This window comes from Neopararhizobium haloflavum (genome assembly GCF_002750855.1).
Taxonomy (GTDB): Bacteria; Pseudomonadota; Alphaproteobacteria; order Rhizobiales; family Rhizobiaceae; genus Georhizobium; species Georhizobium haloflavum.
In genome coordinates, this window is sequence record NZ_NWUC01000006.1 from 46,858 (window position 1) to 71,653 (window position 24,796).

Consider the following 24,796-nt stretch of genomic DNA (forward strand, 5'->3'; position numbering starts at 1 on the left):
TCAGCCTCCAAAGCCGAGTTTCAAAACCGCGAAGATCGACAGGGCGCCGACCACGACGGTGAAAAAGGTATTCGCCATCAGGCACGCGATCTTGGCGGCCTCGCCATGGATGTAGTCCTCGATGATGACCTGCATGCCGAGCCGCATGTGGACGAGCCCGGAAAGAACCACCATGCCCATCAACACTGCCACGATGGGATTCGAGAGCGATGCGGTCACCTCGGCATAGGATGCACCGTTGTGCATGACGAGGAAGACGACGAAGAATGCGATCAGCGGGACATTGGAGACAGCCGTCAGGCGTTGACGCCAGAAGTGGCCGGTGCCGTCTCTCGCCGAGCCGAGCCCGCGAACGCGGGCGAGCGGGGTGCGCAAGCTCATTACCAACCTCCTAGCGCGCCATGAAGCCGACGACCCACACGAGGATCGTCAGGACAACCGATGCGATCACCGTCGCATAGGCAAACTTGTCGGCGGTCTCCTTGGCAAGACCGTTACCGGTATCCCAGATGAGATGGCGAATGCCGCCGACCATGTGATGCATGAGCGCCCAAGTGTAGCCGAGCAGCACGAGACGCCCGAGAAACGAGCCAAAGATGGCATTGACCCAGTCGTAATAGGCCTCGCCAGACGCAGCTGCAACAAGCCACCAGGCGACGAGAATCGTCCCGAAATAGAGAGCAGCACCGGTCATGCGGTGCACGATCGACATGACCATTGTCGGGTACGGCTTGTAGATGAAAAGATGCGGCGAAAGCGGCCGTGCTTTCCGTGTGTTTTTCGTGGCGCTTGCCATCTTTACCTCATGGCTGTTCGCGCCGAATGGGCCGGACGCGAAGCGGGTCTCGAAAGATTTGGAAGCGTTTTAATGTGTTATATGCACCGCGTCAAAGCGCCTGTGCCCCACTTTCGCCACGACAAAATCGTGCACCTCCTTGATCCTCCCAACTAATCGATTTGAAGCCGCATAGAGGCCGCGAGCGATCGAAAGATTTTGTGGCGACCGCCGCAGAGGCCGGACGCATCTTAACGATATTGCAATGTTTTCGGGCCTGCGACGTGACGGCAAGGCCTTCGTGCCCCATCTTTAAAGAACGGCCAAGATGGCAGGTATGAGATCGACGAGGAGGCGCAGCCATGAAGTCTCTCACACACGGTTCCTGGATTGCAGGCGCATTGCTCGTGGTTCTGACGGCGAGTTTCTGGAGTCCAGCCGCGTTGGCGGACGATGCCGTTCCCAATGGCGCGAGTGGACGCGTCCACTACGATCATTATCGGGACCGCGGCGGCGATCGCGACTGGCATCGCCGCGACAAGCACCGCGGCGGCTGGAGAAACGGCTGGCATGACCGTCGCGATCGGGACCGGACCAGCCGAAATCGCGTAATCATCGAAGATCGCGCGCCTGCATCCGGCGGCACCTATTCAGGTGGTATCACCAATTATCGCGACCGTGGTAACGGCGAGTACCTCTTCATCGAACGCGATCGCGACTACGGGGCCCCGCGAAGTGGCGCCACGGTGCCGCTCGGCGCCGGCCCGAAGGTGATCAATCCTGGCGGCGCCTCGGCCTGTGCCAGCGAAGGCGGAGTTTGCGTGATTCGGCCCGGAAGCTGATGCCGTCGACACGACGATTATCGCGCAGCGGTTGCATCAAGACAGGAACGGCCTTGAATTTGTCCGGTTTCGACTGACACAGTAGGCCCGGACGAACAGGGGCTGGATGATGGCAAACAGTGCGGTCAGCAGACTGAACGCGGGCATCGGCGCGCTCGAAACGATGACGCGGTTCGCTTTGGCGACATTGGCCCTGGCGTCGGGCGTCTATACTTATCTTGGCGTGCGCGGACTTCTGGACGGCGAAGCGACGATCGTGTTCTTTGCCGCCGTGATCTACTCCGCCGCCGTATCTGTCGGCATCTATGCGTTCTGGACCTATATGATGCGGCTGTTCCCGCATGTCGCGGCCGCTGGCGCTCGAGGCGCGCTGGTCGGCGTCATGGTCCTTGGAAGCCTGATGATCGTCGCCATGTCGTCTTGGCTCAACGCGGCGGCGCTCGCCGGATCGGCGGCGCTCGAACAGCATCTCGCAGAGACGCTCCAGGACTACACGTCGGACCTTGACCGCGCGCATGAGAACGCACTGGCCGCACAGAGCCTCCTCCCCGATATCCGCCTGGCATCCGAACGGTTTTCTCGCCTTGCTGCGGAGGAGCGTGAAAGCGGCGCACTGACCGGCACGTCGGGATCGGGAAGCGTCGTACAGTTGCTCTCCCAGATGTCCGCCCAACTTGGCGAACTCGAAACGAGCGTCACGCAATCGCGTGAACGCGTGCAGTCGCTCTTCGAAGAGGGCCAGGCGCACCTCGCCACCATGCGCGGTCTTGTCTCCGGTACGGGATCGGTGGACCCGCGGGCCGACGAATTCGCCGAACACGTGGTTTCGCTGACCGGCGTCATTGCCGCAATGGAACAGACGTCCGTGGCTCCGGCGGTCAAACGGGCGGCAGACGACCTTTCGCTTGGTTTCATTGCGCCAATCGCCGATGGCGGGGAAGCCGGCCTTGTGCTTCGCCAGGACCGCGTCATGGGTACGATCCGGCAATCCGTTGCCGCGCAGTCGACCGCGCTCTCCCAGGCGGCCGACGACATTCTCGCCAACGAGCCGGTGGCAGAGCGCCGCTTCGTTCCGCTTTCCAGTGCCGAGGCCGTGCTGCGCTACGCGCGCGACTTCGTACCGAGTTGGGCTGGTGCCATCTCGATCGACTTGCTGCCGGCGGTACTGATCATGGTTCTCGCCGTCGTTCATTCCGTGCTGCGTGACGCAGAAACGCGGGTGCCTTTTGCCGAACGCATCAGCGCAGCCGAACTGATGATGGCGATGGACGTCCAACGCGCGATCGACGCGCGCCGGCCGACGCATGACGTCGCGGTGGAGACCGCCCACGAAGAGGAAGACGCCGGGTCGCATGTCGACGCAGCCGTAGAACAGGAACCCCCGGCCGCCGACCGGGCATCCGCCCCGGAAGATCCCACGAAGATCACGGCGCTCGCATCGCCGCATCACCGCCAGCGCAAGGACGGGTGATGGCAGCCGGGCAGGAGAGTCCCGCGATGCAGCAGCAACGGGCGTCGCCGTGGCCGGTAAGACGCGGCTCCCCACCCGCAAACAGCAATGACGCCGGGCGCGAACGGCCAGCCTCCGTGCCGAGGCTCGGCTTTCTGAGGACGCTCGCACAGCTCGACGATGGAACGCTTTTCAAATGGTTGTTCCGGCTCATCCTTGTTGGTGGCGCCATCGTGCTGGCCCTCGACCTTCAGGCGATCCGCGAAGCTGCCACGGCATCCGACGGCAGCACGCCCAGCACAATTGAGGTCCTTCCACCTTCGTTGAGTGACGGCAAACCGGATCAGCCACCCTTTGAGATCACGAGCGATCCTGCAACGCTGCGCGGGGCGCTGCAGTTCGAACTCCTGCCCGAAGGCACAATGCTGCTGCAAGGCGCCATCGATCCGGGCGCAGCGGATCGCTTCGAACAGGAGATCGCCGAACGCGGAGAGTATGTCGCAACGATCGCGCTCGATTCGCCCGGCGGCGCCGTTGACGACGCACTCGCGATCGGAAGGCTGATCCGTGAACGCGGCTTCGGTACCCGAGTGGAAAGCGGCGCACTGTGCGCTTCGTCCTGTCCGATCGTGCTGGCCGGCGGCATTGAGCGAACGGTCAACGAGGAAGCGGTAATCGGCGTACACCAGGTCTACGGCGCCGCAAGTGACTTTCCGTCTGCCGCTCATGCCATGTCGCAAGCGCAGCATACCACTGCAAAGGTCTCGCGTTATCTCGAGGCGATGGGCATCGCGCCTGGCCTCTGGCTGCGCGCATTGGAAACGCCGCCGGATCGGCTGCACTATCTCACGGCGCAGGAATTGGAAGATTTCCAGGTGACGACGCCGCTTGCGGAATAGTCGGCTACCGTCGATCCCCGCGAATGAGCGAAAAGGGACGGACCATCTCTTCGCTTGCTGACGGCACGGCAGCGCCGTTGAGGCAGACGCGATTGCGCCCGCTTCGCTTGGCCTCGTAAAGAGCGGCATCGGCCTGGGCATAGGCGCTGTCGAAGGTATCGCCCGCCTTGATGACGTAGAGGCCGAAACTCGCTGTGAAGCCGCCTTTCACATGAGACAACCCGAAATCCAGGCTGCTGAAGCCGATGCGCAGATGCTCGGCGAAAAGCCTCGCTCCGGGTGCATCGCAGTGGCGCAGCAACACGCAGAACTCCTCGCCGCCCATTCGCCCGGAAATGTCGTCCGCCCGCTTGGAGCGATCGATGAGTCGGCCAAATGCGGCGATCACCGCATCACCCACCTGGTGACCGTAGGTGTCGTTGATCGATTTGAAGTGATCGAGATCGCAAAGAAGCAACGTCATTGGCAGACCATTGCGCCGACTCGTCGCCAGAATCGTCTCGATCTGATGCTGGCACGCATCCCGGTTGAGCATGCCGGACAGATGATCGATCTGCGAGCGGGTCTGGATGCCGGACAGCACGTCGGCCAGCATTCGGATGCCCAGCAGGAACGCCAGGATGATCGATGCGATCGCCATCAGCGTCTGGCTGGCCATGGCATAGTCCGTGCTCAGATACTGTTGCGGCGTCGACCCGTTGCCGCCGAAGAGCAGGACCATGGGCGGACGGGCAAGGTATTGCATCATGTTGAACAAGACGCCGCCGAACACCGCGCGATCGAGGATATCGGGCTTCATCCCCTTCCACACATAGTAGAGGCCGATGAGCTGCAGCCCCGCATAAGGGGCCTGGTATCCGATATTGCGCGCCATGGATTGGCGCGGCAATTCGGCGATGGAAGCGTAGCAGATGAGAGACAACGCAAACCCGATGCCGATCGGCACCCACGGAATACGGCCGACATAGCGCAGCGCCAGGCCGATGGAGAGGCACGAAACGGAGACCGCGAAGGCCGAGAAGATCAGGAAGCGCGCCGATCCGGTAAACGTAATCGGTGGCATCGCATATTCGATCGCGCCCGATATGACCGCAAAGATGCAGGCGGCGAACCACCAGAAGGCGGCGCGCTGCGTCCGGTCGAACAGACCGAACGCAAGAAAGGAGACCATGATCGCGATACCGAGCGCGATGTTGATCGCCAGAATGAAAGAAGCACCCAAAAAACCGACCCCCGGCTTCAATGGGTCGAAACTATCTCCAAGCCGCTAACCGTCAGTAAACGCTTCGGGAGAAAGGCCGGCTTTTCGGCCTTGTCCCGTGCGGTTTCCGATCACTTCCACGTGCGAATGTCGACAAAATGCCCCTCGATCGCCGCCGCAGCGGCCATCGTCGGCGAAACGAGATGGGTGCGGCCCTTGAAGCCCTGGCGGCCTTCGAAATTGCGGTTCGAGGTCGACGCACACCGCTCGCCCGGCTTCAGCCTGTCGTCGTTCATGGCAAGACACATCGAACAACCCGGCTCGCGCCATTCGAATCCGGCTTCGATGAAGATCTTGTCGAGACCTTCTTCTTCCGCCTGTCGCTTGACCAGGCCAGAGCCTGGCACGATCATCGCATCGACATTCTCATGAACCTTGCGGCCCTCGACGACCTTTGCCGCCGCACGGAGGTCCTCGATCCGGCCGTTGGTGCACGAGCCGATGAAGACGCGGTCGAGCGTGATGTCGGTGATCTTGGTGCCCGGCTTCAAGTCCATGTACTCAAGCGCGCGCCGCTTCGATGCACGCTTGTTTGCGTCCGGTATGTCATCCGGGTTGGGCACTTCACCGGTAACCGAGATGACGTCCTCCGGAGAAGAGCCCCACGAGACGATCGGCGGCAGGTTTGCTGCATCGAGCACGACAACCTTGTCGAAATGCGCGCCCTCGTCCGATTTCAACGTCTTCCAGTACTCGAGCGCCATGTCCCAAGCCATGCCCTTGGGAGCCCTCGGACGGTCCTTGATGTAGGCGAAGGTCTTTTCATCAGGGGCGATCAGCCCGGCGCGCGCGCCGCCCTCGATCGTCATGTTGCAGACGGTCATCCGCCCTTCCATGGAAAGTTCACGGATGGCCTCGCCGGCGAACTCGATCACATGGCCGGTGCCGCCGGCGGTTCCGATCTCGCCGATGATGGCGAGAATGATGTCCTTGGCGGTCACGCCTTCCGGCAGCTTGCCGTCGACGCGGACCAGCATGTTCTTGGCTTTCGCCTGGATCAGGGTCTGCGTGGCGAGCACGTGCTCAACCTCGGACGTGCCGATGCCGTGCGCGAGAGCACCGAAGGCGCCATGCGTGGATGTGTGGCTGTCGCCGCAAACGATGGTCGTGCCAGGCAGGGTAAACCCCTGCTCAGGCCCGACGATGTGGACGATGCCCTGACGAACGTCGGATTCGTTGTAGTATTCGACGCCGAAATCGGCAGCATTCTTGGCCAGCGCCTCGACCTGAATGCGGCTTTCCTCGTTCTTGATGCCCTCCGCGCGGTCGGCCGTTGTCGGAACATTGTGATCGACGACGGCGAGCGTCTTTTCGGGATGACGCACCTGGCGGTTGGTCATGCGCAGCCCCTCGAAAGCCTGCGGGCTCGTCACCTCATGCACCAGATGTCGATCGATATAGAGGAGGCAGGTGCCGTCATCTTGCTCGTCGACCAGGTGGTCGTTCCAGATTTTGTCGTAAAGGGTCGTGGGATTGGTCATCATCGTGATCCATGCGAAGCGGATAAATGGGATGCGGGGTCCGGCGGCACTCGCCAAAGAGCGGGGTCAGCCGATATCGCTGCCGTCGGCGCCTGTCAGACGGGCATGAAACCGGCCCGGAAGGCGCTTGTGGTCATGCAGCGGCGCATAGCTCAGCGTCGTGGGAAAACGCATCGTCCCACGCGGAAGCTGCAGTGCCACGCGCTCACCCGAAATCATGGCTTGCTCATATCAATCTTTGCCGGGTTGGGCAATGTTGGCCATCGGCCCAGGCCGGACATCGGCTGAAACGAAAAGAGCGCCGGGCGAAGCCGGCGCTCTGATACCATTGTAGAATGCGGATCGTGGCGGCCATGCTGCCTGCAACCTATTCCGCAGCCTGCTCGTTCGCCTTGGCTTCTTCAGCTTCCTGGGCAGCCTTTTCCTTGGCCAGCGCCTCTGCCGCTGCGACCTTCTCGGCTTCCAGGCGCGCCTTCTCGTCGGCCGCGGCCTGACGCTCGGCTTCGTTCAGCTTGCGGGCGCGCGTTCCGGTGTTCTCCACGATACGCGCCGACTTGCCGCGACGTTCGCGCAGGTAATACAGCTTGGCACGACGGACCTTGCCGCGACGCACGATCTCGACGCCTTCGACCAGCGGAGAGTAAAGCGGGAATACGCGCTCGACGCCTTCGCCATAGGAAATCTTGCGGACCGTGAAGTTTTCGTGGATGCCGCCGCCGGAACGGGCGATCACCACGCCTTCATAGGCCTGGACACGCGTGCGGTTGCCTTCCGTGACGCGCACGAGAACACGAACGGTGTCACCGGGGGAAAATTCTGGAATCTGGCGCTTGGCTTCAATTTTGGCGGCCTGTTCAGCCTCAAGTTCACGGATGATATCCATGGCTCGTCAACCTTTCGTTCTTTTTCAAACAGCCAGAGCGCTCATATGTCCTTGGTCGTTGACGCTGGACATGGACCCGGAGGCGGGAGCGTGTGCACCATTCATTGCTTGGTGGTCTTGCGGGCGGGTTAGGATGCCCTTGCGCGCCGCTCGATACATGAAACCGATGTCGATGTCATCAGGCATCGTCGTTTTTTTTCGCACCGATGATGAGGTCCGGGCGCCGCTCGCGCGTCAGTTTCAACGCTTCGCTTCGCCGCCATGCCTCTATGCGCCCATGGTGCCCCGATGTCAGCACGTCGGGTATCGCAATGCCTTCGAATTCCTGCGGCCGCGTATAGTGCGGATACTCCAGCAGTCCGTTCTCGAAGCTTTCGGATTCCGCGGACCGAGCGTTGCCCATGACGCCGGGAAGAAGACGGACCACCGCGTCGAGAAGCACAAGAGCCGCCGGCTCGCCGCCAGACAGGATGTAGTCTCCGATGGAGATTTCCTCGAGGCCGCGGCCATCGATGACGCGCTGGTCGACGCCCTCGAACCGGCCGCAGACGATGAGCGCGCCAGGACCTTCGGCAAGGGCATGCGCCCGGCTTTGCGTCAAAGGTCGTCCGCGCGGGCTCATGAGGAGGCGCGGCAGGTCGGATCCACTTGGGATACCGTCGATGGCACGCGCAAGAACATCGGCTTTCAGCACCATGCCGGCGCCGCCGCCCGCTGGCGTGTCATCGACCGTGTGATGCCGGTCTTCGGCGAAGTCCCGGATTTGCACCGGATCGAGCGTCCAGTCGCCACGCTCCAGTGCACGCCCGGCAAGCGACATGCCGAGATGGCCGGGAAACATCTCCGGATAGAGCGTGAGAACCGTGGCGCGGAACGGCATCAGGAAGGCTCCGCCCGAGGTGGCCGCCGGCGTCGGCTTCCTGGGCCTTTGGACGTCGCTCCATGCTCCGAATGAGGCGCATCGGCGTCGACAAGACCTGCCGCGAGTGGTTCCACACGCAATCGGCCGTTCGCCATGTCAATCTCCGGCACCGCAGCCTCGGAGAAGGGGATCATCACGGTGCGCCCCGCATCGGGCTGCAGTTCAAGGACCACACCCGCGCCAAAATCGTGGACGGCAACGACCTTGCCATGGCTCGAGCCATCGTGATCGAATGCAGTCAATCCGATCAGATCGTCCTGATAGAACTCGTCCTCATCGAGCGCGTCCTCAGGCAGCCGGCTGCGATCGATGAAGAGATCGACCCCGTTCAACGCTTCGGCGGCATCGCGGTCCGAAACCCCCTCGATCTTCAGGATGAAAACGGACTTGGCCGGTTTCGCGTGAAGAACCCGAAACGATCGTCCGTCACCGTCTACAAGCGGGCCATAATCGCTGACCGACAGTGGGTCGGCCGTGAAGACCTGGGCGCGCACCTCGCCGCGAATGCCGTGCGCGCCGCCGATACGGGCAACGAGAATCTGGGATTTGCCGGATTGGGTCATCGGAATGTCCTTGCAAGCACTGTCCGATCAGACAGAAACGGGCGGCCACCTGCGGCGCCGCCCGTCGCTCATCCTGACATGGACGTCAGAAGGATTATTCGGCAGACGCTTCTTCGGCGGGTGCCTCGTTCTTGGCGGCTTCGGCCTCTGCTGCAGCTGCCTTGGCTTCTTCTTCCTTCTGCTTCTGCTCGGCGAGACGCTCCTGCGCCTTCTTGCCCGGCTGGCCCTTCGTCGGGTTGCTGCGAGCATCACGCTTGGAGATGCCGGCCTCATCCAGGAAGCGCAGCACGCGGTCGGTCGGCAGCGCGCCGTTGTCGAGCCAATGCTTGATGCGTTCCTCGTTCAGCTCGACGCGCTGACCGTCGTCCTTCGGCAGCATCGGGTTCCAGCGGCCAAGCTTCTCGATGAAGCGGCCGTCGCGCGGTGCGCGGACGTCGGCGACAACGACGTGATAGTAGGGACGCTTCTTTGCGCCGCCACGGGCGAGACGAATTTTCAGTGCCATTTCAATTCACTCCTTGATGTTTCCGCCAGTGGGCGGGCTTTGCGTTTGCGCCGGTCTGCCGGCATTCGTCATTGGGCCGCTTCACTCACGAAGCGGAATGTCGGCCTTCCCCGGCAACGTCGGAAGCGGCGATCGCCTCGTGGTGCCGGATGACCTCCTGAATGATGAAGTTCAGGAATTTCTCTGCGAAATCAGGATCGAGGTTGGCGTCATCGGCCAGACGGCGCAGACGCTCGATCTGCACCTGCTCGCGACCCGGATCCGACGGCGGCAGTCCGTGTGTCGCCTTCAACACGCCGACGGCCTGCGTGCAGCGAAACCGCTCTGCCAGGATATGGACCAGCGCCGCATCGATATTGTCGATCGAGCGCCGCAACTCACCGAGCTGCTCGACTGCTGATTTGCCGTTCACTGCCATCTATTTTTTCCTCCCCGGCAGGCCGGGAAGCCCACCGCCGCCAAGGCCCGGCAAACGCGGTCCACCAAGGCCCGGCAAGCCACCGCCCATTCCGCCCATACCCTTGCCGAGCCCGGATGCTTCGGCCTGTCTCTGTAGTGCCTCGAGCTGCTTGGGATCCATCTTCGACAGATCCGGCATTCCCGCTCCCCCCATTCCACCCATGCCGCCACCGAGACCGCCCATCATCTTGCCGAAAAGGCCCGCCTTCTTGCCCTTGCCACCCATCGCCTTCATCATGTCCGCCATCTGGCGGTGCATCTTGAGCAGCTTGTTGATGTCGGCCGACGTCGTGCCGGAACCGCTGGCGATGCGCTTCTTGCGGCTGTGCTTCAAGATGTCGGGATTGGCACGCTCCCTGGCGGTCATCGAGGAAATGATCGCCTGCTGACGCGCGAAAATCTTGTCGTCGAACCCGGCCGCCGCCATCTGGTCCTTCATCTTGCCCATCCCGGGCATCATGCCCATGATGCCGCCCATTCCGCCCATCTTCGACATCTGCTTGATCTGGTCGGACAGGTCGTTCAGGTCGAACTTGCCGGCCTTCATCCGGTCGGCCATCGCCTGGGCTTTTTCCTGGTCGATGGTTTCCGCGGCCTTTTCGACCAGCGAGACGATATCGCCCATGCCGAGGATGCGGTCTGCGACGCGCTTGGGGTGGAATTCCTCCAGCGCGTCCATCTTTTCGCCGACGCCGATCAGCTTGATCGGCTTGCCGGTGACGGCGCGCATGGAAAGCGCGGCCCCGCCGCGCCCATCGCCATCCATACGTGTCAGGACGAGACCGGTGATCCCGACGCGGTCGTCGAAATTGCGCGCAAGATTGACAGCATCCTGGCCGGTCAGCGCATCCGCGACGAGCAGGATCTCGTGCGGATTGGCGCGCTTCTTGATGTCGGCCATCTCGACCATCAAGGGCTCGTCGATATGCGTGCGGCCGGCGGTGTCGAGAATGACGACGTCGTGCCCGCCGAGCTTGGCGGCCTGAACCGCACGCGCCGCGATATCGGTGGGCGACTGGCCGGCAATGATCGGCAAGGTGTCGACATCGGTCTGCGTGCCGAGTTGCTTGAGCTGCTCCTGGGCAGCCGGGCGCCGCGTGTCGAGCGAGGCCATCAGCACCTTATGCTTGTCGCGTCGGGTCAGGCGCCGAGCAAGCTTGCCGGAGGTGGTCGTCTTGCCCGAGCCCTGCAAGCCCACCATCATGATGACGACTGGCGCAGGGGCGTTGAGATCGATCGTCACGCCCTCCGAGCCGAGCATGGCGACGAGCTCGTCGTGAACGATCTTGACGACCATCTGGCCGGGCTTGATCGATTTCAGGATTTCCGCACCGACGGCCTTTTCGCGCACCCGATCCGTGAAGTCGCGGACGACTTCCAGCGCCACATCCGCTTCAAGAAGCGCCCGCCGGACCTCGCGCAGCGCCGCCGAGACATCCTTCTCGGAGAGCGAGCCGCGGCCGGTCAGGCCGTTCAGAATGGAACCTAGGCGATCCTGGAGATTATCGAACATCGGTCAGTCCTTCAGCCTTCGACATACAGCTCCGAAGGTCGCGATTGCAGCGCCTGAATGCAAGCCAAAGCACAAAATCACCCGAGGGCGCATCGCGCTGTCGGGTGTTGACCTCCGGGCTCGCTTTCAGACGTTCATGGCCCCGGTCGGCTGCTTGGAGCTTTCACTCGTCGCTGGAATTTCGCTGGCTTGAACAGGAATTGACGGCAAATGTCAAGCCGGAACCACTTCTTTGGCCGCAGCGGACTGAGGCATCGGAGTGGTGTTGATCGTGTCGGCGGCTGCAGCCTCGTAGGCGCCGGCAACACGCGCCAGAACACGCAGAGCAACAACGATTTCCGTGATGTTGATGTCGCCGAGACGCTGGCGCAGAAGTGCCATCTCCCGCTCGTGCACCGTCTGGAAGAGACGAGACCCCTTGTCCGTCAAGCGGCAGATATAGGCACGGCTGTGGCGGCTATCGCGGCGACGCTCCACCATGCCGAGCACGATGAGGTCACTCATCGTGCGCTGCACGAACTGTCGCTTCATTCCGAGCATCCGTGTCGCGGTCGGCACGGTGAGAGGCCCGCTGGTATAGAGCACTTCCATCACATCGCGCTGCGCCACGGAAATGCCAGTGCCGGCCAGTTGCACCTCAAGCGTGCGCTGGATGTTGAGGTGGATCGGCCGGATCAGTCGCACGGCCTGGTAAAGACGATCCTGCTTGTCGAAGCGGCTCTGCATGCTTGCAACCGTAGCAATGGCGTTGTCACCGGACAATGGTACGTTAGAAGCAGCGCATAAACTCTGCGTGATCAGTCGAGTGTGCGACGGAACCGGGTCAGCGCGACGGCGGAGTAGATCAAGACAAAGGCGGCCAGGATACCGGTTTCGAAGGCCACCGCCGAAAACTCGGCCCCTTTCAGCATCACCGCCCGTATGACCCGCAGGAAATGGGTCAGCGGAAAGACTTCGCCTATCCACTGCGCCCAGTCGGGCATGCCGCGAAACGGAAACATGAATCCCGACAGCAGGATCGACGGCAGAAAGAAGAAGAAGGTCAGTTGCAAGGCCTGCATCTGGGTACGGGCGATCGTGGAAATGGTGTAGCCGAGCAAAACCAGCGCGAACACGAATATCAGCACTGCCGAGAGCAGCAGCCCGACGCTGCCGATGAATGGAATGCCGAAAAGCAGTCGCGCGGCCGTCAGAACCACGGCCACCTGAACGGCGCCGACGATGAGATAGGGCAACACCTTGCCGAGCATGATCTCGATCGGGCTGGCGGGCATCGCCAGCAGGTTTTCCATCGTCCCGCGCTCGCTTTCCCGAGTGAGCGCGATCGAGGTCATCATCACCATGGTCATCTGCAGGATGACGCCGAGCAGTCCGGGCACGATGTTGTACTGCGATATGCCTTCCGGGTTGTAGCGGCGATGAACGACGATCTCGATGTCGGACGGACGCGCGTTGACCGTCCCACTCTCCCGGGCAAGGGCCGACGCCGCAACCGTGCCGAGCGTCGATATGGCGCCGGATGCGGCTGCGGGATCGGTTGCGTCCGCCTCGATCAGAATGGTCGGATCGTCGTCGCGATCGACGCGACGCGCGAAATCGGACGGGATGGTGACGAGAAAGACGACAGCTCCCGACGCCATGAGTCGTTCACCCTCTTCCACTGTGCGCACGACATGGTCGAAACGATAATATCCGGTGATCTCCAGCGCGGAGATGACGGCGCGCGTATAGCGATCCTGGCTGGTTGCCACCACCGCGGCGGGCAGGGCCTTGGGATCGTTGTTGATCGCATACCCGAAAAGGACGAGCTGCATCAGCGGGACAGCGAGCATCATCGCGAAGGTGATGCGGTCGCGGCGCATCTGGATGAATTCCTTGACGAGCAATGCTCCGAGCCGGGTGAATGAGAAGAGACCGCTCATCGCATGTTGTCCTCGGCGCGGGACATGAACTGGATGAAGACATCCTCCAGGCTGGTCTCGCCTTCTTGGACCCTGACGCCGTCACGTGCCGCGACAGGCTCCAACGATCTTTCCAGCGCCGCACGATCCGAGCCGACGACATGCAATGTCGCGCCGAAAGGAGCGACCTGCTCGACGCCCGGAGCCGCCTTCAGACTTGCGGCGATCGCGGCGAGATCAGCGCCGGAAACGACGTAGGTGGCAAGCTTTGCATCCCGCACGACCTCCACAACGGTCCCGCTGGCGATGAGCTTGCCATAGGAGATGTAGCTGATGCGGTGGCAGCGCTCGGCCTCATCCATGTAGTGAGTGGAGACGAGAACCGTGAGTCCGTCAGCTGCCAGTCGATGGATCTCGTCCCAGAATTCGCGGCGCGCCTGCGGATCGACCCCTGCCGTCGGCTCGTCGAGCAACAACAGCCTCGGCTTGTGCATGATGCAGGCCGCAAGGGCCATGCGCTGCTTCCACCCGCCCGACAGCGTGCCGGCCATCTGCCGACGCCGGCTCGTCATGCCGAGTTCCTCCAGCGCTCGCTCGACATGCGCCTTTGCCGGTGCAAGCTCGTAGAGCCGGGCCACGAAGGCGAGATTCTCCTCGATCGTCAGATCCTCGTAGAAGGAAAAGCGCTGGGTCATGTAGCCGACCTCGCGCTTGATCTTCCTCGCCTCGCGCAGCAAGTCGTAGCCGAGCACACGGCCCTGCCCCGCATCCGGCGTCAGCAGCCCGCACATCATTCGGATCGTCGTCGTCTTGCCCGAGCCGTTGGGACCAAGGAAACCGACGATCTCGCCGCCCGCCACCGTCATGGAAACATTGTCGACAACCGTCTTGCCCCCGAAGCGCTTGACCAGCCCGGCGACCTCGATCGCGTTCATGACGTCGGAGCTCCGGCAAACGAAACATCAACGATCTGGCCGGGCTTCAGACCGGCTGCGGTGCCGTCGGGTCGGGCTTCCACGAGGTAGACGAGCTTCTGGCGCGCATCGATCGAATAAAGCACCGGCGGGGTGAACTCCGGCTCGGAAGCGATATAGCTGACCTTGGCGGACAATCCGGACGGGCAACCGTCGCAAGACACGGAGAGCACCGTTCCAACGGAGACAGAGGAAAGAGAAGGTTCCGGCAGGTATAGCTTCAGCTTGACCGCGCCATCCGGCAGCATTGAAACGACGGGTGCCTGCGGTCCCGCAACGTCCCCCGCCGCCCGAACGATATCGTCGACGCGGCCGGCTGCGTCGGCGCGCAATGTGCGCTCCGAGAGCTGCCACTCGGCCTGCGCGAGCGCCGCCCTCGCCCCGTCGCGCCGCATCGTCGCGGCCTCGATCGCCTCGATCCGGGCCGGAAGACGGGCGACCTCGAGATTGGCACGGGCGGCCGCGACCTCGGCTGAGGCCGTGCGGCGGGCCGTTTCCGCCTTGTCGAGTTCGGCCCGCGTGGCGATGCCGCGAGCTTCCAGGTCTTGGGTCCGGCCAAGCACTCGCTCCGCTTCCGCCAGCGCCGCCTCTGCCGAGGACAGCGCGGCCGCAAGGACGGCAATCTCTTCCGGCCGCTTGCCCTTCTTCAGATCGGCCAGTTCTGCCTGCGCTTCGGCATGCGCGGCGCGGGCGGCCGATACGGCGAGTTCGGCATCACGCTTTTGCAGCTCTGCCACGGCCTCCCCTGCCTCGACCCTGTCACCACGGGCAACGAGCACCGCCTCGACGCGGGCCACGTCGGTCGGCGCCAGCAGCGTATAGTCACCTTCGACATAGCCGACAGCCAGCGCGTCGGCTCCGGTGCAACTGGCAAGCAGCGATGCGACCAGCGGCAACGCGCACAACAAGCTCATGACACGCCCTCCTTGCGGGCAGCGATGATGGCATTGAGGTTGGCTTCGGCAATCTCGGCGATGGCTTCCGCCTCGCGATCCCCGAATGCGGTCCAGCCCATGCGCCGCCGGACCGCCTCACGAGCGATGCGGAAATAGACGATCTGACCGATCAGCGTGAACACAGTCAGGCGCGTGCGCTCGCTTTCGGCCGGCTCGCCGGTCACGCGCTCCCACACCGCACACACCCGCCGGTGCACCGGCTCGAACACGCCCCCATAGATCGTGTCGAGTGCCTCGCCGGGATGCTGGAGTTCGCGCAGCACGAACTGGACAATGCTGCCGGCTTGCTCGCTTGTCACCACGAAGCGAACCACACGCCGGATCGCCGCCGTCATTGCCATTCTGGCGAGCGGTGCCGGCAGACGCGAAACATCCGGTTTGAAGGCGTCACCGACGACCGCGTCGATCTGCGTCACGATGTGCTCGGCACAGGCGACATAGAGCCTGTCCTTGCCACCGAAATGATAAGCGATGGATCCGATGTTCGCGCTGGCAGCCGACGCGATCTCGCGTGTCGAGGTCGCCTGAAATCCCTTGTCGGCAAAGAGCCGAAGGGCTGCATCAATCAATGCGGCTTTCGTTTCTGCCGCGCTGGATCGCTGGGATATATCGTTGCTCATGCGATAGTTTAATCAATCGTTTGATTAAATGCAATAACAGAACCTCGACGCGCCGCGCCGCCGGCCCTAGGTTCCTCATCCATGAACCGTCGCCGTTTTCTCACATGGACTGGAATGTCGGCCGCCTTTCTCGGCGTCGCCGGGCTGGGCGTATCGCGCGCATCGGCAGGCAACCCCTATTACTCGGGTCCGCAGAGCGACCATTTCGATGGTCAGCGCTTCTTCAATCCTGACGGGATGGAGCCCGGCAGCTTTCTCGACCTGGTTCGTTGGCAGCTCGGCGGCGGAAAAATGCCATGGCCGGAGCGCTTCGAAAGCCCCTTTGCCCAAACCGTGCCGGAGCACCGTATCGAGGGAACATCCCTGCGCATCACCATGGTCGGGCATGCAACGCTGTTGATCCAGACAGCCGGCCTCAACATCCTGACCGATCCAGTATGGTCACAGCGCGCGAGTCCGGTACGCTTCGCCGGTCCGCAGCGCGTCAACGCGCCCGGCATCGCTTTCGATGACCTGCCGCCGATCGACCTCGTCCTGTTGTCGCACAATCACTATGACCATCTCGATCTCGACACGCTCGAACGGCTTCACGTCCACCACGCGCCTCTGATCGTCACGCCGCTCGGCAATGATGCCATTGTGCGCGCCCGCGTAGGGGATGCGCGCATTGCGGTGCGCGATTGGGGTGAAAGCATCGAGGTTGGCGGTGCCCGCATCCATGTCGAGCCTTGCCATCACTGGTCTGCAAGAGGGACGCGGGACCGGCGGATGGCCCTGTGGGCCGCGTTCGTCATGGAGACGGATGGCGGCTTGATCTATCATGTCGGCGATACCGGCTTTCATGACGGCATCAACTATCAGGCCGCAGCCCAAAAGCACGGCGGGTTCCGGCTCGCCATCCTCCCCTTCGGAGCCTATGAGCCGCGGTGGTTCATGAAGGGCCAGCACCAAAATCCCTCCGAGGCGGTGGAGGGGATGGTGCTCAGCCGATCGGCCCATGTTGCCGGCCACCATTGGGGCACGTTCCGACTGACCAACGAGGGCATCGAAGAGCCGGTGCAGGCGCTGCATGCAGCGCTGGACGCGAAAGACCTTGCCCGTGAGCGCTTTCGCCCGATGCGTCCTGGCGAGGTCTGGGACGTCCCAGATGCAGGCGCTTGAGCGCCGCGCACTGGTAATCCAAGCCCGTTTCGGCCATATAGACCGGAAAACGGAAGGCTTGTTTTTCCCATGAGCGCTGGCGTCCCCTTCGCCAAGATGAACGGACTGGGCAACGATATTCTCGTGGTCGACATGCGCGGCCGCGATGACCGCGTGACGCCGCAAGCGGCCATTGCGCTCGCCGCCGATCCCGCGACCCGGTTCGATCAGATCATGGCGATCCACGACCCTCGCCACGAATTGACGGACGCTTATGTCCGGATCCTGAACTGCGACGGGACCGACGCGCAAGCCTGCGGCAACGGCATGCGCTGTGTGGTCCAGGCGCTGGGCGCTGAAACTGGCAAGACACGGTTCACCTTCCAAACGGTCGCCGGCGTCCTGACAGCCGAGGAGCAGGATGGCGGTCTCATCTCGGTCGACATGGGAGAACCCGTCTTCGCCTGGGACAAGATTCCGCTATCGGAAGAATTCCGCGATACCAGGATGATCGAATTGCAGATCGGGCCGATCGAGGCACCGGTGCTTCATTCGCCGTCGGTCGCGTCCATGGGCAACCCGCATGCGATCTTCTGGGTCGATAGCGACGTGAGGTCGTATGAGCTGGAGAAATTCGGCCCGATTCTCGAGCACCATCCGATGTTTCCCGAACGGGCCAACATCTCCATCGCCCGCATGGTCTCGCGCCAGGAGATGGACCTGCGGACGTGGGAACGCGGCGCCGGACTGACGCGCGCCTGCGGCTCTGCAGCCTGCGCCGCCGCCGTTTCGGCCGTGCGCAAGCGCATGGCCGAGCGCACGATGACCGTCAACGTTCCCGGCGGGCCGCTTGTCATCACCTGGCGCGACGACAATCATGTCGTCATGACGGGTCCGGCCGAATGGGAGTTCGCCGGCACGCTCGATCCGCAGACCGGTTCATGGCAACGCCATCAAGAGCCGAGCGAGGCGGCGCAATGAGCGGGGTCGACGTCATCACGTTCGGCTGCCGGCTGAACACCTACGAATCCGAGGTCATGCGGAATGAGGCCGAGAAGGCGGGGCTGAACAACGCCATCCTCATCAACACCTGCGCGGTTACCGCTGAGGCCGTGCGCCAGGCGCGACAGTCCATCCGCAAGGCACGGCGCGACAATCCCAACGCCCGCATCATCGTCACCGGCTGCGCCGCGCAGACAGAGGCGGCGACCTTCGCAGAGATGGAAGAAGTCGATGTCGTGCTCGGCAACGAGGAAAAGCTGAAATATACGAGCTATCGAAAGCTGCCGGACTTCGGCGTCTCGGCGGAGGAAAAGACGCGCGTCAACGACATCATGTCGATCAAGGCGACGGCGCCGCAGATGGTCGACGCGATAGAAGGCCGCTCGCGCGCATTCGTCCAGGTCCAGAATGGCTGCGACCATCGCTGTACGTTCTGCATCATACCCTATGGCCGCGGCAATTCCCGATCGGTGCCGATGGGCGCGGTCGTCGACCAGGTCCGCCGCCTCGTCGGCAACGGTTATATCGAGGTGGTGATCACTGGCGTGGACGCGACCAGCTACGGCGCCGATCTGCCCGGCCAGCCTTCCCTCGGCAGGTTGGCAAGAACCATTCTCGACGAAGTCCCCGAACTGGCGCGGCTGCGCCTGTCATCCATCGATTCCATCGAGGCGGACCGGCACCTGATGGACCTCATTGCCGACGAGCCACGGTTCATGCCGCATCTGCACCTCTCGCTGCAGCATGGCGACGACATGATCCTCAAGCGTATGAAGCGGCGGCACCTGCGCGCCGACGCGATCCGCTTTTGCGAAGACGTACGCCGCCTCAGACCCGACATGGCCTTTGGCGCCGACATCATCGCTGGTTTCCCGACCGAATCCGAGGAAATGTTCGAAAATGCCCTGTCGATCGTCGATGAATGCGGCTTGACGCATCTTCACGTCTTTCCCTTCAGCGCTCGTGAGGGAACGCCGGCTGCGCGCATGCCGCAGCTCGATCGCGTGCTGGTCAAGGAACGGGCAGCCAGGCTGCGGGCCAAAGGCGAGGCAGCGCTCGAACGCCATCTTGACGGCATGACAGGCACCGAGCAGGTCCTTCTCATCGAAAAGCCGGGCGTAGGGCGGACTGAAAACTTCACGTTGACGAGACTTCCCGACGGCTCGGGCGAACCAGGCACGCTGAAGGCTGCCTTCATCACCGGCCATAACGGGCAGACGTTGACAGGCGAGGCCGTACGGCTTCAAGCCGCCGAATGACTTCAAGGATATCAAGCAGCTAATGGCTCTCGGCTTCATCAAGAAGGTTTTCTCGTTTGGCAAATCGAAAGGCGCTGCCGAGGAGGAGGGTCCGGCGTCGGAAGACGAACCGGTATCCACTCCCGCACCATCCGAGCCGCCCGCACCGATAGCACCGCCGGCGGCCGAGCATGTCCGACAGGCCTCTTTGCAACGCACTGCAGCCGCGCCTGAGCGACCTGAAGACGCGCATTTTCCGCATGATGGCGCGATGGCGTTCACGCCGGAGACGACTTCCACGAACCGGACCGCGCAAACGCAGAGCACTCCGATCGCTTCGACGGAAACCGCACCGGAAACAGCCGAACCGCAGGAAGAGACGATCGAGACGGGCGGCGAGGCCGTGACCGAGAGCGAATCGGACGCGGAAGAATCGCCGGAAGCGCCTGAGGTGCACGAGGCCAGCGAAGCACCTCAACCTTCCAGCGATGATGAGGACGTATCCGCCTCGCCCGAAAGCGAGCCTGCGGCGGAGGCTCGAGAGCCGGCGCCTGTGGCCGACCAGCCTCCCGCTGACACGCCTTCCGACCTGGATCAGGCATTGCCGACGCCGCCGGACGATCAGGCATCGCAATCCGACAGCGGGATCCGCATTTCACGCGGCGAAGCACGACAGTCCGACGCTCTTGCAGCGCCCGCGCCCCGGCTTTCCTGGTTTCAGCGGTTGCGCCAGGGACTGTCGCGCACGTCGGCCCAGTTGACCGACCAGATCGCCGGGATCTTCACCAAGCGAAAGCTCGACGAGGATACGCTCCAGGATCTGGAGGATGTGCTGATACAGGCCGACCTCGGGATCGAGACGGCGATGCGGGTGACCGACACGCTGGCCTCCGGTCGCTACGGCAAGAGCATCGAAGGCAAGGAAGTCGCCGCCATCATGGCCGGCGAGATCGAGAAGGTGCTTGCCCCGGTTGCCCAACCACTGGAGCTCGATCTCAGCCACAAGCCGCATGTCATTCTGGTCGTCGGCGTCAACGGCACCGGCAAGACGACCACCATCGGCAAGCTGGCCGCGAAGCTGACGCGCGGCGGGTTGAAGGTGACGCTGGCAGCCGGAGACACGTTTCGTGCCGCAGCGATCGAACAGCTGAAAATCTGGGGCGATCGTACCGGGGCCGATGTCGTCGCGTCGAAACTCGGAGCAGATGCGGCAGGCCTTGCCTATGATGCGTTCGAAAAGGCAAAGGCCAACGGATCCGATGTCATCATCGTCGATACGGCCGGACGGCTGCAGAACAAGGCCGAACTCATGGCCGAGCTCGAAAAGGTCGTCCGCGTTCTCGGCAAGCTCGATCCCGATGCGCCCCACACGGTCTTGCAGACACTTGATGCGACGACGGGTCAGAACGCGCTGAACCAGGTCGAGATCTTCCGCAACGTTGCTGGCGTCAACGGCTTGGTCATGACCAAGCTGGACGGCTCGGCGCGCGGCGGCATCCTTGTCGCCATCGCAGCCAAACACAAGCTGCCGGTCTATTTCATCGGCGTTGGTGAAGGCATCGACGATCTCGAGCCGTTCGAGGCGAAGGAATTCGCCGCGGCGATTGCCGGGACCCCGCTGAACTGAGCGAGATTGACGCGACGCCTTGCGCCGGCAGTGGCACGGACCATATGCAGGCCAGGCGAGCGACCAAGAGGACGATAAGGCCAACGATGACCATCCAGCCCGTGAAGCCCGCGACCCGGACGGAACCCCATCCGCTACTCAAACTGGCGCTGGAGCTCGGTCCGCTCCTTGTCTTCTTCTTCGCCAACTCGCGCGGCGAATGGCTGGCAGCCACATTCCCGCTGCTTGCTGATCTAGGTGATCCGATCTTCATCGCAACAGGGCTGTTCATGATCGCGACAGCGGTGTCCCTGATCGCATCCTGGCTCATGCTGCGCACCGTGCCGATGATGCCGCTGATCTCCGGGGTCGTTGTCTTCGTCTTCGGCGCGCTGACGCTCTATCTGCAGAATGAAACCTTCATCAAGATGAAGCCAACCATCGTCAACACGATGTTCGGCACGATCCTTCTCGGGGGACTCTTCTTCGGCAAGTCGCTGCTTGGCTACGTCTTTGACGCGGCCTTCCGCCTTGATGCCGAAGGCTGGCGCAAGCTGACGCTCAGATGGGGTGTTTTCTTCTTCTTCCTCGCCGTTCTCAACGAGGTGGTCTGGCGCTCGTTCTCGACGGATTTCTGGGTCGCCTTCAAGGTCTGGGGGACGATGCCCATCACCATCGCCTTCACCATGGCACAGATGCCGCTGATCATGCGCCACTCGCTGGAAGCGAAAGAGAAGGCTGCCAGGAAAGCGCTGGAAAAGCCGACGGAAGGTTAGGCGCCGCTGCGCGCTGCTTCGATTTCCGGCAGCAGCTCGTTGACATAGCTCTCTTCGGAGAACGGCCCGACCTTCTTGTAGATGATCGTGCCGTCGGCATCCACAAGATAGCTTTCGGGTACCCCGTAGACACCCCAATCGATCGCGGTACGTCCGGACTGATCGACGCCGACCGCATCATAGGGGTTGCCGAGTTCCCCGAGAAACCTGACCGCGTTCCCGTTGCGGTCCTTGTAGTTGATCCCGACGATCTTCACGCCACCCCGTTCGGCAAGGTCCATCAGCAGCGGATGTTCCTGGCGGCAGGGCACGCACCACGAAGCCCAAACATTGACGAGCGTGAGCGCCCCATCGATGGTTTCATCCTGCAGCGCGGGCACTGGCTGTCCATCGCGCATCAGCCCATCCAGCGCCGGCAGATCAAGCGCCGGCGCGTTCGCCCCGATCAGGGCCGAAGGAATTTCCGACGCGTCCCGGCCGGATAACAGTTGCAGCAGGAAGACGCCGGACAGTGCGGCGAAGATCAACAAGGGCAGAAACGCGACCCATCGCCCGCGCCCCCTTGCAGGCGCGGCATCGTCTGACTGCGGCATGTCGGAAGCCTGTTGGTCCTCGGCCTTCATCGTGTCAGCGGTCTTCCGCAGCGGCTGCGGACCGGCGCCGAACGCCGCGCGCCTCCAGTTCGGCAAGGTCGGCGCGGCGCCCACGCAGATCGAAGACAACCCATCCGATCAACCCGAGAAGAGCCACGGCCGTCGCCAGATAGGACGCGAAGATGTAGCCGAAATACGCCATCTCCTACCTCAGCGTCCGCGAGCGGCCTGGCGGCGCAATGCCGCCACCCGCCGACGCAGGATTTCGTTTCGCATGGCGGCCATGTGAAGCGTGAAGAACAGCACCGTGAATGCGAGGGCCATGACCAGCAAGGGGTATAGCATCGATGCATGAATGGTCGGGCCGTCGAGCCTGACCACGCTGGCCGGCTGATGCAGCGTGTTCCACCAGTCGACCGAGAACTTGATTATCGGGATGTTGATGAAACCCACCAGGATCAGGATCGCCGAAACACGCGCCGACTTCGAAGGATCATCCATGGCCCGATTGAGAGCGATCAGTCCGAGATACATAAGGAGAAGCACGAAAACCGACGTCAGCCTGGCATCCCAGACCCACCACGTTCCCCACATCGGCTTGCCCCAAAGCGAGCCTGTCAACAGGGCAAGCACCGTGAATATCGCGCCGATCGGCGCGGCGGCCCTGGCCGAAACATCGGCCAGCGGATGGCGCCACACGAGCGTGCCGATCGCCGATGCGGTCATCACCGTGTAACACATCATCGACAACCAGGCGGCGGGCACATGGACGAACATGATGCGGATCGTCGCGCCCTGCTGATAGTCCTCGGGAGCGAGAAAGCTCATCACCAGGCCGACGGCAAACAAAAGCGCCGTGACGCCGGCCAGCACGGGAAGCACGCGGCCAACAAACGCGATGAAGCGCGTTGGGTTGGCCAGGTCTCCAACCCTGGTAACGGAAAGACTGCTCTCGCTCATGCCGTGAGACATATCGTCAATTCTATGTATGGGCAATGAACCGCATCAATCGGTCGATGCGCGCAATGCCGCAGCGGCCGCCACCGGCCCGATAACCGAGAAAAGCAGCGTAATCGCGGTCAAAATAAGGAATGGCGGGAGGAACGGCGCGGGATCCTCGACAGCGGCATAGGCGGCGCTGACCCCGAAAACCAGGATGGGGATCGCCAGCGGCAGCACCAGGATCGATACGAGCAGGCCGCCCCGCGGCAGCGCGACGGCCACGGCCGCCCCGACAGCGCCGATGAACGTCACCGCCGGTGTTCCGACCAGGAGCGTCAACGTAGTTGCTCCGATCGCCAGCGGCTCGACATTCATGAAAAGCCCGAGCAAAGGCGACGCTGCAACCAGCGGCAAGCCACTCACCACCCAATGCGCCAGGCACTTGATAAGAACCGTCAGCGCGAGAGGGTGTTCCTGCATGAGCAGAAGGTCCAGCGTGCCATCCTCGCGATCGCCTTGGAACAGGCGATCGAGTCCCAGAAGCGCAGCGAGCAAGGCTCCGATCCACAGAATTGCAGGGCCGATACGCGACAGGAGATTGAGGTCGGGACCCACCCCGAAAGGCACGACGGCAACGACGGTGAGAAAGAACAGGACGCCGATGAGCGCGCCGCCGCCGGCGCGGATGCCGATCCTTATGTCGCGCCAGAGAAGAGCCCTCATGAGAGTGCTCCTTCGTCTTGCGCGCGGGCCCGCATCGACAACGTCGCCTGGCGTGCGATCGCCAGCGGCTGGTGGGTCGCGATGACGGCCAGTCCGCCATCATCGAGATGCCGGTTCACCATCCCCGCGAACGCCTCCTCGGCCGCAAGGTCGAGCGCGGCAGTGGGCTCGTCCAAGATCCACAGCCGGCGATGGGACAGCAACAGGCGAGCCATCGCGATGCGTCGCTGTTGCCCCGCGGAGAGATAGCCATATGGCAGGTGCAGGACATGATCGAGGTTCAGCACCGCGCAGGCATCGGCCACCGGCATCCGTGCTGCGTCCCCCTCCATCACCATGAACGTTTGCCAGAAGTCCAGGTTTTCGCTGACGGTCAGTTCGCGCTTCATGCCATTGCGGTGGCCGAGATAGTGACTGTTTTCGGCCAAAACGCCTGCTTCGGCGCCATGATCGCGCTCAAGCGCAATCAAGCCCGTATCGGCGCGCAAAAGGCCCGCGATCACGCGCAGCAAGGTGGATTTGCCGACGCCGTTCGGGCCTGTGACGATCAGCGCTTCCCCAGCGGCGAGCGAAAAGGACAAGCCCGAAAAGACCGGATCGCCGCCCCGGCTTGCGCCCAGATTTTCGGCCACAAGCCGCATGCGTGGTCCTTTTCCTTCGCCGCCGGAATCCAGGCATCGAGCCGTGACGCGAAAGCTTGCGTCACGCCATCGCTTTTCGCTGCGCGCGGTCTGGCACCTTCCTTAGAAATTATCTATAAGGCCTGCAACCA

General features: G+C 62.8%; 28 protein-coding genes and 1 pseudogene. 8 read left to right on the forward strand and 21 right to left on the reverse strand.

Annotation, left to right across the window (positions count from 1 at the left end; translation table 11 throughout):
* A complete protein-coding gene (gene sdhD, locus CN673_RS13685; RefSeq protein WP_099866947.1) occupies positions 1–381 on the reverse strand; it encodes a succinate dehydrogenase, hydrophobic membrane anchor protein in 381 nt (126 codons plus the stop codon).
* A gap of 10 nt (positions 382–391) precedes the next feature.
* The gene (sdhC, locus tag CN673_RS13690) at positions 392–796 is read right to left on the reverse strand and encodes a succinate dehydrogenase, cytochrome b556 subunit (RefSeq protein ID WP_099866948.1); all 405 of its coding nucleotides are present in this window, start codon (positions 794–796) and stop codon (positions 392–394) included.
* A gap of 341 nt (positions 797–1,137) precedes the next feature.
* On the opposite strand from sdhC, the gene CN673_RS13695 reads away from it, so the two are divergent.
* From CN673_RS13695 to CN673_RS13705, 3 genes are all read left to right on the forward strand, one after another.
* The gene (locus tag CN673_RS13695) at positions 1,138–1,617 is read left to right on the forward strand and encodes a hypothetical protein (RefSeq protein WP_099866949.1); all 480 of its coding nucleotides are present in this window, start codon (positions 1,138–1,140) and stop codon (positions 1,615–1,617) included.
* Between the two features lie 109 nt (positions 1,618–1,726).
* Positions 1,727–3,088: a hypothetical protein gene (locus CN673_RS13700; protein WP_099867170.1), complete on the forward strand. Its 1,362-nt coding sequence runs from the start codon at positions 1,727–1,729 to the stop codon at positions 3,086–3,088.
* A complete protein-coding gene (locus tag CN673_RS13705; RefSeq protein ID WP_245409910.1) occupies positions 3,088–3,966 on the forward strand; it encodes a COG3904 family protein in 879 nt (292 codons plus the stop codon). Before CN673_RS13700 ends, CN673_RS13705 begins: the two co-directional genes overlap by 1 nt.
* Before the next feature lie 4 nt (positions 3,967–3,970).
* Here CN673_RS13705 and CN673_RS13710 read toward each other — a convergent pair whose 3' ends face one another.
* The 14 genes and pseudogenes from CN673_RS13710 to CN673_RS13770 all read right to left on the reverse strand — a co-directional run bounded on the left by CN673_RS13710 (position 3,971) and on the right by CN673_RS13770 (position 16,004).
* Positions 3,971–5,188 carry a GGDEF domain-containing protein gene (locus CN673_RS13710; RefSeq protein ID WP_099866950.1) on the reverse strand — a complete coding sequence of 406 codons (1,218 nt, stop codon included), beginning with the start codon at positions 5,186–5,188 and terminating at the stop codon, positions 3,971–3,973.
* A gap of 110 nt (positions 5,189–5,298) precedes the next feature.
* Positions 5,299–6,708, reverse strand: coding sequence for a 3-isopropylmalate dehydratase large subunit (leuC, locus tag CN673_RS13715; protein WP_099867172.1), 1,410 nt, complete (start codon positions 6,706–6,708; stop codon positions 5,299–5,301).
* 66 nt (positions 6,709–6,774) lie between these two features.
* A complete protein-coding gene (locus CN673_RS20925) occupies positions 6,775–6,927 on the reverse strand; it encodes a hypothetical protein (protein ID WP_157928901.1) in 153 nt (50 codons plus the stop codon).
* 148 nt (positions 6,928–7,075) lie between these two features.
* Positions 7,076–7,591 carry a 50S ribosomal protein L19 gene (rplS, locus tag CN673_RS13720; protein WP_099866951.1) on the reverse strand — a complete coding sequence of 172 codons (516 nt, stop codon included), beginning with the start codon at positions 7,589–7,591 and terminating at the stop codon, positions 7,076–7,078.
* 178 nt (positions 7,592–7,769) lie between these two features.
* Entirely contained in the window at positions 7,770–8,471 is a 702-nt protein-coding gene (trmD, locus tag CN673_RS13725; protein ID WP_099866952.1) for a tRNA (guanosine(37)-N1)-methyltransferase TrmD, read from the reverse strand.
* A pseudogene (gene rimM / locus CN673_RS13730) lies at positions 8,471–9,072 on the reverse strand (ribosome maturation factor RimM); the annotation flags it as partial. The gene trmD and the pseudogene rimM, both read right to left, overlap by 1 nt.
* 98 nt (positions 9,073–9,170) lie before the next feature.
* Positions 9,171–9,581: a 30S ribosomal protein S16 gene (gene rpsP / locus CN673_RS13735; protein WP_099866954.1), complete on the reverse strand. Its 411-nt coding sequence runs from the start codon at positions 9,579–9,581 to the stop codon at positions 9,171–9,173.
* 85 nt (positions 9,582–9,666) lie between these two features.
* Complete coding sequence (locus CN673_RS13740; RefSeq protein ID WP_099866955.1) at positions 9,667–9,999, reverse strand: chorismate mutase; 333 nt, start codon at positions 9,997–9,999, stop codon at positions 9,667–9,669.
* Positions 10,000–11,553: a signal recognition particle protein gene (gene ffh, locus CN673_RS13745; protein ID WP_099866956.1), complete on the reverse strand. Its 1,554-nt coding sequence runs from the start codon at positions 11,551–11,553 to the stop codon at positions 10,000–10,002.
* A gap of 213 nt (positions 11,554–11,766) precedes the next feature.
* Positions 11,767–12,279 carry a MarR family winged helix-turn-helix transcriptional regulator gene (locus CN673_RS13750; RefSeq protein WP_099866957.1) on the reverse strand — a complete coding sequence of 171 codons (513 nt, stop codon included), beginning with the start codon at positions 12,277–12,279 and terminating at the stop codon, positions 11,767–11,769.
* 71 nt (positions 12,280–12,350) lie between these two features.
* Positions 12,351–13,475 carry an ABC transporter permease gene (locus tag CN673_RS13755; RefSeq protein ID WP_099866958.1) on the reverse strand — a complete coding sequence of 375 codons (1,125 nt, stop codon included), beginning with the start codon at positions 13,473–13,475 and terminating at the stop codon, positions 12,351–12,353.
* Positions 13,472–14,389 (reverse strand): ABC transporter ATP-binding protein, encoded by a 918-nt coding sequence (locus CN673_RS13760; RefSeq protein ID WP_099866959.1) that lies wholly within the window; start codon positions 14,387–14,389, stop codon positions 13,472–13,474. The genes CN673_RS13755 and CN673_RS13760 overlap by 4 nt, the downstream gene beginning before the upstream one ends.
* Complete coding sequence (locus tag CN673_RS13765; protein WP_099866960.1) at positions 14,386–15,342, reverse strand: HlyD family secretion protein; 957 nt, start codon at positions 15,340–15,342, stop codon at positions 14,386–14,388. Before CN673_RS13765 ends, CN673_RS13760 begins: the two co-directional genes overlap by 4 nt.
* Entirely contained in the window at positions 15,339–16,004 is a 666-nt protein-coding gene (locus tag CN673_RS13770) for a CerR family C-terminal domain-containing protein (protein WP_099866961.1), read from the reverse strand. The genes CN673_RS13765 and CN673_RS13770 overlap by 4 nt, the downstream gene beginning before the upstream one ends.
* Before the next feature lie 81 nt (positions 16,005–16,085).
* Between CN673_RS13770 and CN673_RS13775 the strand changes: the two genes are divergently transcribed.
* The 5 genes from CN673_RS13775 (at position 16,086) to CN673_RS13795 (ending at position 21,766) form a co-directional block, all read left to right on the forward strand.
* Positions 16,086–17,165: an MBL fold metallo-hydrolase gene (locus CN673_RS13775; RefSeq protein WP_099866962.1), complete on the forward strand. Its 1,080-nt coding sequence runs from the start codon at positions 16,086–16,088 to the stop codon at positions 17,163–17,165.
* A 69-nt stretch (positions 17,166–17,234) separates the two neighbouring features.
* Positions 17,235–18,125 (forward strand): diaminopimelate epimerase, encoded by an 891-nt coding sequence (dapF, locus tag CN673_RS13780; RefSeq protein ID WP_099866963.1) that lies wholly within the window; start codon positions 17,235–17,237, stop codon positions 18,123–18,125.
* The gene (gene mtaB / locus CN673_RS13785; RefSeq protein ID WP_099866964.1) at positions 18,122–19,405 is read left to right on the forward strand and encodes a tRNA (N(6)-L-threonylcarbamoyladenosine(37)-C(2))-methylthiotransferase MtaB; all 1,284 of its coding nucleotides are present in this window, start codon (positions 18,122–18,124) and stop codon (positions 19,403–19,405) included. The genes dapF and mtaB overlap by 4 nt, the downstream gene beginning before the upstream one ends.
* A 250-nt stretch (positions 19,406–19,655) precedes the next feature.
* Positions 19,656–21,011 carry a signal recognition particle-docking protein FtsY gene (gene ftsY, locus CN673_RS13790; protein WP_442417534.1) on the forward strand — a complete coding sequence of 452 codons (1,356 nt, stop codon included), beginning with the start codon at positions 19,656–19,658 and terminating at the stop codon, positions 21,009–21,011.
* An 86-nt stretch (positions 21,012–21,097) separates the two neighbouring features.
* Positions 21,098–21,766, forward strand: coding sequence for a septation protein A (locus CN673_RS13795; RefSeq protein ID WP_099867173.1), 669 nt, complete (start codon positions 21,098–21,100; stop codon positions 21,764–21,766).
* On the opposite strand, the gene CN673_RS13800 is transcribed toward CN673_RS13795, so the two are convergent.
* From CN673_RS13800 to ccmA, 5 genes are read right to left on the reverse strand one after another with little or no spacing between them, the layout of a single operon-like run.
* On the reverse strand, positions 21,763–22,359 hold the full coding sequence (locus tag CN673_RS13800) for a DsbE family thiol:disulfide interchange protein (protein WP_099867174.1): 597 nt from the start codon (positions 22,357–22,359) through the stop codon (positions 21,763–21,765). The two genes, CN673_RS13795 and CN673_RS13800, sit on opposite strands and share 4 nt — an antisense overlap.
* A 34-nt stretch (positions 22,360–22,393) precedes the next feature.
* Complete coding sequence (ccmD, locus tag CN673_RS13805; protein WP_099866966.1) at positions 22,394–22,561, reverse strand: heme exporter protein CcmD; 168 nt, start codon at positions 22,559–22,561, stop codon at positions 22,394–22,396.
* Between the two features lie 8 nt (positions 22,562–22,569).
* A complete protein-coding gene (locus CN673_RS13810; protein WP_099866967.1) occupies positions 22,570–23,319 on the reverse strand; it encodes a heme ABC transporter permease in 750 nt (249 codons plus the stop codon).
* Between the two features lie 45 nt (positions 23,320–23,364).
* Positions 23,365–24,024 carry a heme exporter protein CcmB gene (ccmB, locus tag CN673_RS13815; RefSeq protein WP_099866968.1) on the reverse strand — a complete coding sequence of 220 codons (660 nt, stop codon included), beginning with the start codon at positions 24,022–24,024 and terminating at the stop codon, positions 23,365–23,367.
* Positions 24,021–24,665, reverse strand: coding sequence for a heme ABC exporter ATP-binding protein CcmA (gene ccmA / locus CN673_RS13820; protein WP_099866969.1), 645 nt, complete (start codon positions 24,663–24,665; stop codon positions 24,021–24,023). The genes ccmB and ccmA overlap by 4 nt, the downstream gene beginning before the upstream one ends.
* Between the last annotated feature and the right edge of the window lie 131 nt (positions 24,666–24,796).

Coding starts and splice junctions, on each gene's coding strand:
- dapF (WP_099866963.1), top strand. CDS start 17,235: ATGAGCGCTGGCGTCCCCTTCGCCAAGATGAACGGACTGGGCAACGAT.
- CN673_RS13800 (WP_099867174.1), bottom strand. CDS start 22,359: ATGCCGCAGTCAGACGATGCCGCGCCTGCAAGGGGGCGCGGGCGATGG.
- ccmB (WP_099866968.1), bottom strand. CDS start 24,024: ATGAGGGCTCTTCTCTGGCGCGACATAAGGATCGGCATCCGCGCCGGC.
- ccmD (WP_099866966.1), bottom strand. CDS start 22,561: ATGGCGTATTTCGGCTACATCTTCGCGTCCTATCTGGCGACGGCCGTG.
- CN673_RS13695 (WP_099866949.1), top strand. CDS start 1,138: ATGAAGTCTCTCACACACGGTTCCTGGATTGCAGGCGCATTGCTCGTG.
- CN673_RS13700 (WP_099867170.1), top strand. CDS start 1,727: ATGGCAAACAGTGCGGTCAGCAGACTGAACGCGGGCATCGGCGCGCTC.
- CN673_RS13755 (WP_099866958.1), bottom strand. CDS start 13,475: ATGAGCGGTCTCTTCTCATTCACCCGGCTCGGAGCATTGCTCGTCAAG.
- ftsY (WP_442417534.1), top strand. CDS start 19,656: ATGGCGTTCACGCCGGAGACGACTTCCACGAACCGGACCGCGCAAACG.
- CN673_RS13795 (WP_099867173.1), top strand. CDS start 21,098: ATGACCATCCAGCCCGTGAAGCCCGCGACCCGGACGGAACCCCATCCG.
- CN673_RS13775 (WP_099866962.1), top strand. CDS start 16,086: ATGAACCGTCGCCGTTTTCTCACATGGACTGGAATGTCGGCCGCCTTT.
- mtaB (WP_099866964.1), top strand. CDS start 18,122: ATGAGCGGGGTCGACGTCATCACGTTCGGCTGCCGGCTGAACACCTAC.
- CN673_RS13760 (WP_099866959.1), bottom strand. CDS start 14,389: ATGAACGCGATCGAGGTCGCCGGGCTGGTCAAGCGCTTCGGGGGCAAG.
- ffh (WP_099866956.1), bottom strand. CDS start 11,553: ATGTTCGATAATCTCCAGGATCGCCTAGGTTCCATTCTGAACGGCCTG.
- ccmA (WP_099866969.1), bottom strand. CDS start 24,665: ATGCGGCTTGTGGCCGAAAATCTGGGCGCAAGCCGGGGCGGCGATCCG.
- rplS (WP_099866951.1), bottom strand. CDS start 7,591: ATGGATATCATCCGTGAACTTGAGGCTGAACAGGCCGCCAAAATTGAA.
- sdhC (WP_099866948.1), bottom strand. CDS start 796: ATGGCAAGCGCCACGAAAAACACACGGAAAGCACGGCCGCTTTCGCCG.
- leuC (WP_099867172.1), bottom strand. CDS start 6,708: ATGACCAATCCCACGACCCTTTACGACAAAATCTGGAACGACCACCTG.
- CN673_RS13740 (WP_099866955.1), bottom strand. CDS start 9,999: ATGGCAGTGAACGGCAAATCAGCAGTCGAGCAGCTCGGTGAGTTGCGG.
- rpsP (WP_099866954.1), bottom strand. CDS start 9,581: ATGGCACTGAAAATTCGTCTCGCCCGTGGCGGCGCAAAGAAGCGTCCC.
- CN673_RS13705 (WP_245409910.1), top strand. CDS start 3,088: ATGGCAGCCGGGCAGGAGAGTCCCGCGATGCAGCAGCAACGGGCGTCG.
- sdhD (WP_099866947.1), bottom strand. CDS start 381: ATGAGCTTGCGCACCCCGCTCGCCCGCGTTCGCGGGCTCGGCTCGGCG.
- CN673_RS13750 (WP_099866957.1), bottom strand. CDS start 12,279: ATGCAGAGCCGCTTCGACAAGCAGGATCGTCTTTACCAGGCCGTGCGA.
- CN673_RS13765 (WP_099866960.1), bottom strand. CDS start 15,342: ATGAGCTTGTTGTGCGCGTTGCCGCTGGTCGCATCGCTGCTTGCCAGT.
- CN673_RS13810 (WP_099866967.1), bottom strand. CDS start 23,319: ATGAGCGAGAGCAGTCTTTCCGTTACCAGGGTTGGAGACCTGGCCAAC.
- CN673_RS20925 (WP_157928901.1), bottom strand. CDS start 6,927: ATGATTTCGGGTGAGCGCGTGGCACTGCAGCTTCCGCGTGGGACGATG.
- trmD (WP_099866952.1), bottom strand. CDS start 8,471: ATGCCGTTCCGCGCCACGGTTCTCACGCTCTATCCGGAGATGTTTCCC.
- CN673_RS13770 (WP_099866961.1), bottom strand. CDS start 16,004: ATGAGCAACGATATATCCCAGCGATCCAGCGCGGCAGAAACGAAAGCC.